This is a genomic window from Altibacter sp., from assembly GCF_019913785.1.
Classification (GTDB): domain Bacteria; phylum Bacteroidota; class Bacteroidia; order Flavobacteriales; family Flavobacteriaceae; genus Altibacter.
Window position 1 is genome coordinate 1 of record NZ_JAIOHK010000050.1, and the last position, 13,068, is coordinate 13,068.

A 13,068-nucleotide genomic window follows, 5' to 3' on the forward strand; every position below is an offset into this window, starting at 1 on the left:
ATCTTCTTGTTCCCAGGCGTATTTCTTGTTTTCAATTGGATTAGAGCGAAACAGCAAGGCAAATACTACACCAACACCAAAGCCTGACAAATGTCCCTCCCATGATATTTCCGGGTCGATAGGAAATACATACCACAACAAACTTCCGTAGAGGAATACCACCACAAAAGCCAAAGCTGTTAATTGGTATTGTTTCGAAAAGATACCTTTAAAACATAAAAAAGCTGCCAAAAGATACACCACCCCACTTGCCCCAATGTGTAAGGCAGGTCTACCAATGAGCCAGGTTAACAATCCAGTAACAAGTATGCCCCATAATAAGACCTTCCAGCGAATACTTCGGTAGAAGTAAAATAAAGCTGACATTAAAACCAACATAGGCACCGAATTATTAAAAAGGTGCTTTAAACTGCCATGGAGAAAGGGTCCGAACAAAATACCTCGCAGCCCCTCCACTTTTTGAGGAAGAATTCCCAAATAATTTAAATTCAGGTTAAATCGGATCTCTGCCCAAAAAACCAGCCACATCAACATGACAAATACCAAAGGATATCCAATCACTTCGGTTGAAAAATATAAATCAGTGTTTCTTGACATATTGCTTTCCTTTCAAAAAGTACTCCCAAATGTAAAAGTATGATAAATTGGCAGACACAAAGATTCAAAGACCTAGGATTAGTAATTATTAAAATAAAATAGTAACTTTAAGATGCACAAAATCAATTCGATATGAAATACTTCTATAGTCTATTTGTATTGTTCGTACTCTGTACTGCTCCTATGATCGCCCAATTTACAGACGATATGGAAAGCTATACTGATGGGCAACCCATTTCCGGTGGACATTGGACGGATTGGGGCTGTGGTGGAGGTGCTGGTTGTGCCATCATGTCAACTTCGGAACAAGCTCGAACTGGACTATTATCAGGCTATATTCCGGGCGATACAACTACCGATGCTGTTCTAGATCTTGGAAATAAAATTTTTGGGACTTGGTCGATCTCCTTTTTTATGTATATACCTAGCAATAAAGAAGCTTACATCAAAACATTAGAATGTGTTCCAATATGTGCCTCCGATTGGCAGGCCAACCATATTCTCTTTAACGAAAATAACACAAATCCTGGAGTAGGTACAATCTACAATACCGCACTTGGGGACATTAATTTTACATTTCCGCATGATCAATGGTTTTCAATAATTATGTATTGGGATATTTCTGCAGGGATACAGAATGCAACTTGGGAAGCAGGTATTGATTCTAATCTAATAGTCCCTGCCGGCACACCCTATACAGATGATACTGGGACTTATCCTCTCGGCTTAGGAGGTATTGAATTCTTTTCAATTTCACCAAACAACCACTACTATGTGGATGACTTTTGTTTTTCGGATAGCCCGTGTCTTATTTTAAATACTAATGAAACAAATCAATCTGAATTTACTGCTTCCCCCAATCCGGTACACCATATTTTGAAACTTAGCGCCAACAATACTATTTCTGCTATCCGAATCTTTACTATCACCGGACAACAGCTATTTAGTACTGAAAATAACACTACAGCTACTTCCATTGATATGTCTCACTACGCTAGTGGTATTTATTTTGTAAAAGTCAGCATGGGTACTTCTGAAGAAATTGTAAAAATTATTAAACAATAACCCTATAATTTTAAGAACACTTCCTGCACTCCTTTTATAAAATCGCGCGAAAAAAGTGTAATTTTATGCTCCTATGAGCGCACCTCTTGCAGAACGTATTCGCCCCACCACATTAAACGACTATTTAAGTCAGCAGCATCTGGTAGGCCCTGAAGGCGCGCTCAGCTCCCAACTCGGTTCCGGACTTATTTCGTCCATGATTTTTTGGGGTCCGCCCGGTACCGGTAAAACCACCCTTGCGAATATCATAGCAAACGAATCGGGCAGACCCTTTTATACCCTGAGTGCTGTAGATAGTGGTGTGGCCGCGGTACGTGAAGTCATTGAGCGTGCCAAAAAAAGTGACACCTTGTTTTCTACAAAAAATCCTATCCTGTTTATCGATGAGATTCATCGTTTTAGCAAATCGCAGCAAGACTCGCTTCTAGGAGCTGTCGAAAAAGGATGGATCACGCTTATTGGAGCTACGACCGAAAACCCAAGTTTTGAAGTTATTCCTGCTTTATTATCGCGCTGTCAGGTCTATGTGCTGAAAGCTTTCAGCAAAACCGATTTAGAAGCCCTTTTAAAGCGTGCAATCAAAATAGACAGTATTCTCAGTCAGAAAAGGATAAAACTACAGGAAACAGAGGCTATTTTACGTCTTTCGGGCGGAGATGCCAGAAAACTATTGAACATACTGGAATTGGTTATTCTTTCAGAACAAAAAGAAACCGTAACCATCACAAATGCGATGGTACAACAAAAGGTGCAAAAAAACACCGTCCTGTACGACAAAACCGGAGAGCAGCATTACGATATTATTTCGGCCTTTATAAAATCGATTCGTGGAAGCGATCCAAATGCGGCTGTATATTGGTTGGCAAGAATGATTGAAGGTGGAGAAGATGTAAAATTTATTGCGAGACGATTATTAATCCTTGCTTCTGAAGATATTGGAATTGCAAACCCAACCGCCTTAGTTTTGGCCAATAGTACCTTTCAAGCAGTCACAACCATTGGTTATCCTGAAGCGCGTATTATCTTGAGTCAGTGCGCCGTTTATTTGGCGACTTCGCCTAAGAGTAACGCATCGTATGTAGCGATAAAGGAGGCGCAACAACTCGTACGGCAAACAGGAGATTTGTCGGTACCTCTCTCTATACGAAATGCTCCTACCAAATTGATGAAGGAATTAGGGTATGGAAAGGAATACGAATATGCACATAATTACGAGGGCAATTTTGTAGCTCATGAATTTCTTCCGGAAGAAATAAAAGGCACCACCTTCTACAAGCCCGGGCAGAACCCAAAGGAGAACAACCTAAAGACCTACCTGAAACAACTCTGGAAAGACAAATACGATTTTTAGCGAACTCTTTTGTATACCATTACTTCGTCCCCTTTTTGAAGGCTCAAATTTTGTTCGGTATCGAACGAGGCCTTAAAAACCCTTTCTGACGTATCTGTAAAAAACAACTTATCCGCATTCACAACATCCACCTTACCAACAAGCAATAACCCATCGGCTGTTGATGTAGTTTCTTGGTATAACGAATATCCCTCGGTAGTTTTTCGAAGCAAATAGGAGTTCCCCTCGAATGTATAACTGGAGAATTTGGCATCGGGTAGTTTAGAAGTTACCGATACTTTTGTTGTCATATTGTCGGGTTTAACAACCTGAGTCGCAACTGTAGTTGTTGCAGGAACTGTTTTTTCTTTAGTTTCTGAACCCACCACAGCATCGAAATAGGTAATCTCCTTTTGCTGAACGTTCAACGCCTCAATACCTTTAAACGCCCTTCGCAGCGCATCCTGATAGGCCTTTTTAAACTCTTTAAACTTACTCACACCATCCGGACTGCGATACACAACTTCCCCATCACAGTTTTTAAGCAGGATGGTTAATTTGGTTCTTAAAATGGCCCTGCCTCGTTCCAAATCTGCATATAATCCGTCGCAACGCTTGCTATTAGGGGCTTCTGAATTAAAAAAGGCATGAAAGCCATGCTTGTTGAATAAAAATTCCATAATGGAATTCAATTGGTACTTGTCCTTTTGGTTTAAAAACTCAAACTGTTCGGGAACAATCACATAACTGTATTCGTTTAAATTGGTTTGAGAAAACCCTTCCGTAAAAACACTAAAAAAAAGGAAAACTGCGATACAAAACTTTTTCACTCTTCGTCAAATTTTAAATTAAAACCCAACTGTAAAGATACACTTTTTGCTTTTGCCAAGTTTCCATATCGCAGGAGATTATCGGCAGCCAAGTAAAAATTGAATTTTCCAATATCGGCAGTCACTCCCAGCCCTACATTGGAATAGGAATAGGAATCTACGGTATAGGTGGCTTTGGCCGTAAAATAATCGGTAATCCTTCTATAGTAAAACAAGGTGGCCGCCATTTGCGGTGACTTAGGTCTAAAAATACTGTACAGTTGCAAACCGGCCGATTGATTTCTGTCGATCCCACCACCCATATTCCTGCAGTTACACTCTCCACTCCCTCCTACCGCCTTACCAAATTTATATGCGAGCCCGGCATTTACTTTCATGGGGCGCATTTGCGAATATGAATTGTTTAGTGTGTCTATGGGAATTTCACGCTCGATTTCGTCCTCTAGATCATCGTAATACGGAAAGGTAGATTGTCCGTCACTCAATGGTGGAAAAATAAGTTCGATCCCATCGAGCGTATAGGTGCCTGTTGCATGATAGGTCTCAACATCCTTCGAATGAAAAATAGTTCCAACATCCAAAAGACTAGCACTGGCCGTTAATTTATTGGAAATATCGTAGGTAGCACCAAGATCGACTCCTACTCCAAAATTTCCTCCAAAAAAAGCTCTGCCTAAAACCTCACTGGTTACTTGACCCGCCCCGTCCAGCTCGCGAAGTGATGCATAACCCGACGTTTCTACTTTTACATCGGCCTCTTGTACGATATGCTCGTAGATATTTGAGGTGCCTTCCCCAAAACGCGTGACAAAGGTCCCGCTGTTCTTTGTACTTCGATAGCTAAACATACTTGAATATAATTTTGCTCGCACTCCAACGGTAAGCTTATTGGAGAGTTGTTTATTTAGCCCGAAATGATAGACAGTCAGTAGATCTCCTGTGGTGCTTAGCTCGCCCAAATCGAACTCGTAATCGAGGTAGTCTGCATTCCCTTCCCAGCCTAAAATAGCCAGATCACGTGGGAAATAAAAAATAAAGTCGAATTCCTGATATATACCTCCCGATAGATATAGTTCACTCTTGGTTCGCCATCCGAAATTGATAAGGTCTAATTGTTGTGTGGCCGTGAAGAAATCGGTGCTTTTCATTTCAAAGATCTTATTTCGGATACGCGTATTAATATCGACATTGGATTCCCCAAAAATATCGTAGGCCGAAACGCCCGAAGATCCCAGGTTAAGATGAAGCTGTGATAAAAAAGGAATCCCAATATGCATCTTTTGGGGCACCATGGCGCCCGGATTTAGCAGCAGGGATTGTGGAATTTCTTCTACACCATAGATCAATTGCTTGTTTTGAGCAATAGTTGAGCTACCCCAGAGGGTAATAATACATAATAGTAGATTTCGCATGGTATTAAAATTCCAGGTAGTAGGTGGTTTTAGATTGTAAGTTAAGGGCTCCCTCCAGTTCGGCACTGGAAGAGGGAATGGTCACAGACACCACAACTTTTGAGGCTTGCGTGAGTTGCAAAATGGCATCGCCTTCTACATTTTCCACAAATTCGGTAATAACGGGAGCCTGTGTACTCCCCGTGATAACATTGGCCTGTGTTTCGTAGGTGGTGTCATTTGCTTCGCTTAAAAACTGAAAATTCACTAAAAAATCTCTAGGAATGCTATTGGTAAATTTAAAATAGAATTCGGCTCTTTTTAAACTCTCCTGAATTTCTTGATCATCCAAAAATCGAATCTCAGTGGTATCCCGTAAGGTTAGAATAGGAGTAGAAGTAATGGTATCGAAAAAATCGCCACCGGTCACGTTAAAATGGATTAAATTCAATTCGATTACGGGGGTCACCGCAATATCATCTGCCTGATCAAAATCGGTGTCTTTAATACAGGAGAAAAACAATAGGCTTATAAAAACCACCACAAAGGGTATTGTTAGGTTTTTTTTCATGATTGGGGGTTCTAAGTTTTATTAACGCAATAAGGTGCGCAAATATTATCACTACAGGTGTTTTTTAATCTCAGTCAGGTTGTTTACCACCCTATATTTTGAAGGCACTTCATCCTTTCGATAGTTATAGAAGAGTGTTTCCATACCCACTGCTTCGGCTCCTAAAATATCGGCTTCAAAGGTATCGCCAATCATAATACTGTTTTGAGGTTGTGCGATTGCCTTTTCCATGGCTGTTTTAAATATAACAGGATTGGGCTTCTTTAACCCTACCTCTTCGGAAGTGGTTACCGTTTTAAAATAAGTTAAAATTCCGCTATTCTTCAGCTTTAGATTCTGCACTTCGTGAAATCCATTGGTGATAATATGAAGCAAATACTTTTCCGATAAATAATCCAACACTTCCTCGGTGCCTTCAAACAAATGATTATCGATTGGCAGCTCATCAATATAGGTTTCGGCTAACGCATCGATATGGTCCATGGAAAATCCAATTTTAAATGCATTGAACGAATCGACAAGTCTTCCTCTTCTCAGTTCTTCTTTGGTCACGCGTTCTTCTCTATACAACTTCCAGTAGTGAAAATTTATTGGCTCATATACCTTGATAAAATCGGCTATATCCATATCGATATTGTGTTTTATAAACACCCGTTGAAAGGCCAACTTCGAGTTACGGTCAAAGTCCCATAAGGTATGGTCCAGGTCAAAGAAAACATGATTGATGCTAAGTTTACTCATGGGGATGAAGTTTTTCTGAAAATATGGACCGCCAAATTTCATTGGATGGAACCGGCGTGAAGTTTCTATTGGTAAAAGCGATGGAAAATGTTCCGTTCACTGCCTGTACCGCTGTCCATAAATTTTCAACTGTTTTTGTTATATCGGAGGCATACTTATTTTTAAACGCCGAAGTAGTCATCGTAATAGGATGCACAATTAGCGGGGTTTTAATCTCGTAGTCCAAATCGTAAAATAAAAAAGGAGTACAGGTTCCTGCTCTAAAACCGGGTGTATCCTCATAAACCATCGTAAAGTCTTTGGCAACTTCCAACTCAACCAAATACCGGTACGTATCGGGTAGGTTTACCAAATACTGTGCATTTAAGGAGTTGTTCAAATCGCGATTGGTAATTTCTTCTAAACGCTTTTTTTCTTTTTTCAAACGCTCATAGTCCGAAAGCGCATCAAACGAAAATACCAGACCCACCTGTTTGTAGTCGGCTATATATTTTACGAGTAGTTTGAATTTTTGCCGACGGGTATTTAAACTCTCCTCAAATACTAACGATTCGCCCAGCATAAAAAATACCGTGAGCATATTATCGCTTTTTCCTGCTGTTTGGATGATCCATTCGAAGGTATCGAATGGATCATACCGCACCCCAAATAGCACGGCTGTTCGGTTCACCATTCGCTTCAACTTAAACTTTAAAAGATCTTTGGTGTATCCAACAAGGGTTCTCAACACCCCTCGTTGCTTATATGCATAGGGTTGACTTGCCTCGACGACCGAATGTACGCTAAGTGTTTTATCTGGAAACACGAAATCTGGAAACGTCTGCTTCAATAGCACTTTAAACTTATAGGCCCAAATATCGACTACGGGTTGATGTAAAAAACCAGATTTATAGCCAATACTTTCTATCGCAGGAAATCTTCCCATCGCATCTTTTACGTGTGGCAAGTATTCTTCATACCGACTCAAGAGATAAAAACCTGCCGAAAAAATATCGAATGGCAAACTGCTTTTCTCGGAAACGGCAAAAAAACATTTGGTGTCTTGCCAGTCTTTCACCACAACATGTTCACTTTCGAAACCTTGTTGCGTTAACAGCCCGTAACTTTGTATAAAAAGTTCATTTCCCAAAGGCTGCTTGCCGTAGGAAAGCTTCGCACCTTCAAACGAAATTAGCTCTTCAATCACCGAAATAAACCTCACCTCAACCCCCAATATTCGCGTACAAATATGCTTGAAAATATAGGTAATTCTCGGCGTTATTTTTTGGGTGTATACTAAAAGCATAGGCTCCTAAAGAAGATTTTCGTCTGCGAAGCTAAAATACGCTTTTTCAGTAATTATAAGATGGTCCAATACTTTTATGTTGAGACTCTCCCCTGCCCTTTTTAGCTTTTTGGTAAGCTCTTTGTCTGCCTGACTTGGTGTTAGCGTGCCCGAAGGGTGATTGTGTGCCAAAATAACTGCAACGGCTCCCAATTGAAGCGCATTCTTAAATGCCAAACGAACATCTACCAGGGTTCCGGTAATTCCTCCTTTGCTCAATTGCGCGGTCTGTAGTATTTTATTTGAATTATTTAGATAAACAATCCAGAACTCTTCGTGAGACAACTCTCCAATGAGTGGCTGCATGAGTTCGAAAACCGAACTACTTGATGTTATCTTCTGAAGTTCGAGCGCTTCGCCAGATCTACGCCTTCTTCCCAATTCCAAGGCTGCGGTAATTGCAAGCGCCTTAGCCTCCCCTATTCCTTTAAATTGCATGAGATCATTAATACTTTGTTTACCTAATTGACTCAAGTTGTTTTTAACCGAAGCTAAGATTCGCTGACTCACAGCTACGGCACTTTCTTCACGGTTGCCGGATCCAATCAAAATGGCGATGAGTTCGGCATCGCTTAAGGCAATGCGTCCTTTTTGAAGCAATTTCTCTCTGGGTCGATCGTCCTCGCTCCAATTTTTTATAGAAAACGATGTGGTTTTATAGTTCATCTTTTCAAAATTTAAATGGAGGGAGTTCAACCTTAGGCTGTCTGAAAGAATTATTGCTAAGGAAAGTATAAAGATAAAAAAACTAAACTTTTGTTTGTAACTTGACAAAGAATTAAACTAGATCGCTATGAAATCACTTTTTGATGCTGAAGCCTTTTCAGAAATAAAAACTCGTATCGACAATCTTTCTGAAGCTTCAGAAAAACAATGGGGAAAGATGACCCATGGGCAAATGCTGCATCATTGCCAAGGTCCTTTTAATATCATGCTCGAAAAAAACGACTATGGCATGAAGCCCAATTGGATGGCGAAGCTTTTCTTTAAAAAATTACTTTATAACGATAAACCATGGCGGAAGAACCTGCCTACGGCTAAATTCCTAAAAGAAACCGAAGCGAGGAATTTTGAAAAAGAGCGGCTTGATTTGGTAAAACTCTTAGATGAATTTGAAGCCCAAAAGGATCGCACCGATTGGAAGCCACATCCGGCGTTTGGCCACTTTACGAGACTACAGTGGGGGCAAATGCAGTATAAGCATTTGGACCATCACCTGCGGCAATTTGGGGTATAGCATAAAAAAATCAAGAAAAATGTATCCACCTCCATATCATCAGTCTGATGACTTTCAAAAGATGATTGCTGTTATTAAGCAGTATCCATTGGGTATGTTGTTAACGGTTCGCAACGGAAAACCGCTGGTCACACATATTCCTATTATTTACAACGAAACTACGGGGAAGTTGGTAGCACATATTGATAAACAAAATCCACAGGTAGAAACACTAACAGATGGTGCCGAAGTGACTGTGGTGTTCAAGGGTCCAGATACGTATATTTCGCCTAGTGTCTATACCACAAAACAACTACCTACCTGGAACTATATTATTGTTCATATCACCGGAACCATACACCTTATCAACGAAGCTGAAGCGGCCAAAGAAACCATGATCTCCATGACCCATTTTTTGGAGAAACCGGATCATAAGTTTGTCCTCGAAAAAGACGATATACGAATGGATCGAATGATTCATTATATTCAAGCCTTCGATATTACCATTACCAACTGGGAAGGTAAATTTAAATTATCTCAGGATAAGAATCCACAAGACTTTGAGAATGCAAAACAAGCGCTTATAAAAAAATCCGGTAGTTTGGTGACCGGATTTATCGATAGAATTTATAAATAAGCTAATTTATTTGATATGCTATTAGGTGTCGTTCTAAAATAAGCTGACCACTAGACACACCGTGGTAATTGCGCTTCACAAGGCCTATTCCATCCGCATAGAGATTGTCATCTTTACCTATAAAAGGGTCACCCGTATTGGGATCGATGGCATATACCTCGTTGCGCACAGCGGTAAATACCCCTGCTTCTACCACAACTTCTACAAGATCAGCACTTAATACTCCATAGACATCACCCCAAGGATTCTCGTGTATTAGATAGCTATTTGTATTATCATTAGAGAATAATATATCTCCTTCTAGGGTGACCAAATAACCCAAAGAATCTTTAACCTTCTTAACGGTAACACCTTCATCATCACAAACCGTGCAACTTCCTACTGTAGTAGTTTGAACTGTGAAATACGTTTCGTTGTCTATTACTGTTTCCGCAACAATTTCTACATCTTCTTCGACTCCGATATTCTGCAGGTCGCCATTGTGGTCAATAGTAAAGTAGCTATAACTCCAAGAATTCCCAACTTTTAAGGCGTAGAAATTGGCCTCTTGTTGTTCTTGTAAGTTTCCTGGTTCATCACTTTTGCTACATGAAGTAAGTAACAATGTTAAGGCAATCGTAAAAAAAGAGAATCTATACATACTTTCTAAGAATTGGTTATTTACTAAGTAATTGTATATATAGGCATGTGGTTAGTCTTTATAAAACGTTTGATATAACGACTTAGTATATTTATTTGATATACTTCTTTACCTCATCAAAATCCAAACCTCCGTAATTCCCACTGCTCATTAGCAGTAGTGAGGTGTTTTTGAAGTCCTGGGTAAAAAGATAGGTTTTAAAGTCGGCCGGATTGGTAAAAACCATTAGATCCTGTCGTCCAAAGGCTGCATCGATCTGCTCGCCTTTTATTTCTTCTAATTTTTTTATCATAACGGCATGGGGCGAATAGAACACCACGGCACTATCGGCTGCATCCAAGGCTCCGCGATATTCTTGTAGAAATTCGGGGTTGAGGCTGCTGTAGGTATGTAATTCTAAACAGGCAATTAATTTTCTATCCGGGTATTGATTTTTAAGGGCTTCGGTGGTTGCTTTTACCTTGCTGGGAGAATGTGCAAAATCTTTATACGCAATGGCCGTGTTGGTCTCGGCAATTTTTTCCAGTCGTTTACTGGCTCCTTTGAACGTTGCAATGGCTTCGTAGAAATCGTCGGCATCAACGCCCATGAGTTGGCAAATCCAACGTGCTCCCTCCAGATTGTTTAAATTGTGCTTACCAAATACTTCAATGGGCATGGGGCCCTCCGGTGTTTTCAACAATGTCACGCCATCCTCAACGCTATATTCGGGTGTACGGTATGGATATTTCTTTATTAAACTGTGGGATGATTCGACGACGCGCTTTACTTCGGGGTCTTCTTCGTTATAAATTATTGCGCCACCATTGGTTATCTCATTCAAAAAAATATCGAATTGTGCTACATACCCTTCGTAGGTTGGGAACACATTTATATGATCCCAGGCAATTCCACTTAGCAATGCTATATTGGGTTTATAGAGATGAAATTTAGGTCTTCGGTCAATGGGGGAAGACAGATATTCATCCCCTTCCAAAACGATAAAATCGTTGTGGTTGGTCAACTTCACCATCACATCGAAACCCTCCAATTGGGCGCCTACCATATAATCTACTTCCTTATTGTGATAATGCATGACATGAAGGATCATTGAGGTGATGGTAGTTTTTCCATGAGAACCTCCTATGACAACCCGTGTCTTGTTTTTAGATTGCTCGTAGAGAAATTCGGGGTAGCTGTAAATAGTGAGTCCTAATTCCTTTGCCTTGAGGAGTTCGGGATTATCGGCCTTGGCGTGCATCCCCAAAATAACCGCATCGAGGTTATTGGTAATCTTATCGGGAAACCACCCGTATTCCTGAGGAAGTAACCCCCGAGATTCAAGTCGGCTTTTGGATGGGTTGAAAATTTCGTCATCACTACCGCTGACTTGATCTCCTTTATCGTGTAAGGCCATGGCAAGGTTATGCATAGCGCTTCCTCCAATGGCTATAAAATGTACGCGCATTTAGTAATTAAGTTTAGTTTTTTATGAAGTGTAAAGATATGGTTTTTCCCCTGCAATAGGGATAGCGGCAAGTAGCTTTTGCAACGCAAAACTACAGCCAATAGCCCGGTACCCCAAAGCGTTTATCGCTGATGGGGTAATTGCCATAAAAATTAAAGGGATTGAATGACTTGCTTTTCTTTGATAGCTTCTTTAAAGTTGGGACGATCGTGCAGTGCCTTGTTGATCCATTGCAAGGCTGTAGCTTTTTGGCCCTGATTCTTGTAGATCTGTGCCAGACGGTAGTATGCCCAGTCTTTGGGAACTCCGTCCTTGGCCGAATGATTTTTTATATAGGCCTGAAGGCAATGAATACCTAGCTCGGCATCCAGATTGTACTGCGCAGCGATCTTGCCTATCTGGTAATTCAGCCGATTCCTTTTATGAATCTGCAACGACTTCGAGGCTGTGACTATAGCTTCCTTTGGTTTATTGTGTTTTTCGTAATGATTGGCTAGTTTTTCGTAGGTATGTGGCGAACCTCCCACCTCAATGGCCTTTTTATAGAAGCGCTCCGCATCGTCGGGACGCTTGCTGTATTCGGCGATGTATCCATTGGCCAGGTAACCATCGACCGGAGATATTTTGTGGAGTTCGTTTGCATATTTAATCGCTTTCTTTTCACTTCCTCCAACGATACCCGGCAATTGAATATAAAACTCCACCAGTGCCCAACGTGCTTCGATATGATTGGGGTCTAATGTGGTTGCTTGTTCAAAATGATATTTAATATCGCCTATATAGGTCAGCGCTCTTATAGGGCTAATTTCCAGAGCTTTCATACCCAAAACTGCACCGTATTTAAAATGATAGTTGGCATTGTTCTCCTCTTCTTCGACCAAAGCTTCGAAGTAATCGATTGCGGTGTCCCAGTTTTTTTGATGTCCGGCTATGTCTCCCAAATACTCGCGAGACTTCCTATGTTTGGGATGTTCGTCCAAATAGGCTTCAAACAGTGGTTTAGCTTCGCTGAATTTTTCCTGAAGAAAATAATGCTCCGCCTGCTGAAAATCGTTTTGAGCAATACAAATTGCCGAAACCAATAAAAAGAGACATTTGAATGGAAGCGAATTCATGAAATAGTTGGCGTTTAGGGTTTAGGGTTTAGGGTTTAGGGTTTAGTAAAAATACCGAAGCTACATTACTTGCTTCTGGGCGGATACTTTTTTAATGCTTTTTCCAGCACGTTGAAATAATAGGTTTCCCGTTGCGTCGGACTTGCTTTTTCCTTGAATTCACC

General features: G+C 40.6%; 14 protein-coding genes. 4 read left to right on the plus strand and 10 right to left on the minus strand.

Annotation, left to right across the window (positions count from 1 at the left end; genetic code table 11):
• Positions 1–597: rhomboid family intramembrane serine protease (locus K8F54_RS08005; RefSeq protein WP_290789264.1), on the minus strand; the 597-nt coding region annotated here is incomplete at its 3' end.
• A gap of 132 nt (positions 598–729) precedes the next feature.
• On the opposite strand from K8F54_RS08005, the gene K8F54_RS08010 reads away from it, so the two are divergent.
• Positions 730–1,662: a T9SS type A sorting domain-containing protein gene (locus K8F54_RS08010; protein WP_290789267.1), complete on the plus strand. Its 933-nt coding sequence runs from the start codon at positions 730–732 to the stop codon at positions 1,660–1,662.
• A 73-nt stretch (positions 1,663–1,735) separates the two neighbouring features.
• On the plus strand, positions 1,736–3,013 hold the full coding sequence (locus tag K8F54_RS08015) for a replication-associated recombination protein A (RefSeq protein ID WP_290789269.1): 1,278 nt from the start codon (positions 1,736–1,738) through the stop codon (positions 3,011–3,013).
• Here K8F54_RS08015 and K8F54_RS08020 read toward each other — a convergent pair.
• Genes K8F54_RS08020 through radC form a run of 6 tightly spaced genes read right to left on the minus strand, consistent with a single transcriptional unit; the run spans position 3,010 to position 8,515 of the window.
• A complete protein-coding gene (locus tag K8F54_RS08020) occupies positions 3,010–3,822 on the minus strand; it encodes a hypothetical protein (RefSeq protein ID WP_290789271.1) in 813 nt (270 codons plus the stop codon). The genes K8F54_RS08015 and K8F54_RS08020 overlap by 4 nt on opposite strands.
• Entirely contained in the window at positions 3,819–5,234 is a 1,416-nt protein-coding gene (locus K8F54_RS08025; RefSeq protein WP_290789273.1) for a DUF5723 family protein, read from the minus strand. Before K8F54_RS08025 ends, K8F54_RS08020 begins: the two co-directional genes overlap by 4 nt.
• Before the next feature lie 4 nt (positions 5,235–5,238).
• Entirely contained in the window at positions 5,239–5,784 is a 546-nt protein-coding gene (locus K8F54_RS08030; protein ID WP_290789275.1) for a hypothetical protein, read from the minus strand.
• A 51-nt stretch (positions 5,785–5,835) separates the two neighbouring features.
• A complete protein-coding gene (locus tag K8F54_RS08035) occupies positions 5,836–6,525 on the minus strand; it encodes a YjjG family noncanonical pyrimidine nucleotidase (protein ID WP_290789277.1) in 690 nt (229 codons plus the stop codon).
• Positions 6,518–7,810, minus strand: a complete 1,293-nt coding sequence (locus tag K8F54_RS08040) for a hypothetical protein (RefSeq protein WP_290789279.1) — start codon at positions 7,808–7,810, stop codon at positions 6,518–6,520. The genes K8F54_RS08035 and K8F54_RS08040 overlap by 8 nt, the downstream gene beginning before the upstream one ends.
• 6 nt (positions 7,811–7,816) lie before the next feature.
• Positions 7,817–8,515, minus strand: coding sequence for a DNA repair protein RadC (gene radC / locus K8F54_RS08045; protein ID WP_290789281.1), 699 nt, complete (start codon positions 8,513–8,515; stop codon positions 7,817–7,819).
• A 127-nt stretch (positions 8,516–8,642) separates the two neighbouring features.
• On the opposite strand from radC, the gene K8F54_RS08050 reads away from it, so the two are divergent.
• Both K8F54_RS08050 and K8F54_RS08055 read left to right on the plus strand, forming a co-directional pair.
• Positions 8,643–9,086: a DUF1569 domain-containing protein gene (locus tag K8F54_RS08050; protein WP_290789283.1), complete on the plus strand. Its 444-nt coding sequence runs from the start codon at positions 8,643–8,645 to the stop codon at positions 9,084–9,086.
• Between the two features lie 19 nt (positions 9,087–9,105).
• Positions 9,106–9,702, plus strand: coding sequence for an FMN-binding negative transcriptional regulator (locus K8F54_RS08055; protein ID WP_290789285.1), 597 nt, complete (start codon positions 9,106–9,108; stop codon positions 9,700–9,702).
• A 1-nt stretch (position 9,703) separates the two neighbouring features.
• Here K8F54_RS08055 and K8F54_RS08060 read toward each other — a convergent pair whose 3' ends face one another.
• The 3 genes from K8F54_RS08060 to K8F54_RS08070 form a co-directional block, all read right to left on the minus strand.
• Positions 9,704–10,342 (minus strand): hypothetical protein, encoded by a 639-nt coding sequence (locus K8F54_RS08060; protein WP_290789286.1) that lies wholly within the window; start codon positions 10,340–10,342, stop codon positions 9,704–9,706.
• Between the two features lie 91 nt (positions 10,343–10,433).
• Positions 10,434–11,789 carry a Mur ligase family protein gene (locus K8F54_RS08065; protein ID WP_290789288.1) on the minus strand — a complete coding sequence of 452 codons (1,356 nt, stop codon included), beginning with the start codon at positions 11,787–11,789 and terminating at the stop codon, positions 10,434–10,436.
• Between the two features lie 152 nt (positions 11,790–11,941).
• Complete coding sequence (locus tag K8F54_RS08070) at positions 11,942–12,904, minus strand: tetratricopeptide repeat protein (protein ID WP_290789290.1); 963 nt, start codon at positions 12,902–12,904, stop codon at positions 11,942–11,944.
• Positions 12,905–13,068 lie beyond the last annotated feature (164 nt).

Bases quoted from the DNA above. Each gene is read 5' to 3' on its own strand.
- K8F54_RS08035 (WP_290789277.1), bottom strand. From the start codon at position 6,525: ATGAGTAAACTTAGCATCAATCATGTTTTCTTTGACCTGGACCATACC.
- K8F54_RS08060 (WP_290789286.1), bottom strand. From the start codon at position 10,342: ATGTATAGATTCTCTTTTTTTACGATTGCCTTAACATTGTTACTTACT.
- K8F54_RS08030 (WP_290789275.1), bottom strand. From the start codon at position 5,784: ATGAAAAAAAACCTAACAATACCCTTTGTGGTGGTTTTTATAAGCCTA.
- K8F54_RS08065 (WP_290789288.1), bottom strand. From the start codon at position 11,789: ATGCGCGTACATTTTATAGCCATTGGAGGAAGCGCTATGCATAACCTT.
- radC (WP_290789281.1), bottom strand. From the start codon at position 8,515: ATGAACTATAAAACCACATCGTTTTCTATAAAAAATTGGAGCGAGGAC.
- K8F54_RS08050 (WP_290789283.1), top strand. From the start codon at position 8,643: ATGAAATCACTTTTTGATGCTGAAGCCTTTTCAGAAATAAAAACTCGT.
- K8F54_RS08040 (WP_290789279.1), bottom strand. From the start codon at position 7,810: ATGCTTTTAGTATACACCCAAAAAATAACGCCGAGAATTACCTATATT.
- K8F54_RS08055 (WP_290789285.1), top strand. From the start codon at position 9,106: ATGTATCCACCTCCATATCATCAGTCTGATGACTTTCAAAAGATGATT.
- K8F54_RS08025 (WP_290789273.1), bottom strand. From the start codon at position 5,234: ATGCGAAATCTACTATTATGTATTATTACCCTCTGGGGTAGCTCAACT.
- K8F54_RS08070 (WP_290789290.1), bottom strand. From the start codon at position 12,904: ATGAATTCGCTTCCATTCAAATGTCTCTTTTTATTGGTTTCGGCAATT.
- K8F54_RS08015 (WP_290789269.1), top strand. From the start codon at position 1,736: ATGAGCGCACCTCTTGCAGAACGTATTCGCCCCACCACATTAAACGAC.
- K8F54_RS08010 (WP_290789267.1), top strand. From the start codon at position 730: ATGAAATACTTCTATAGTCTATTTGTATTGTTCGTACTCTGTACTGCT.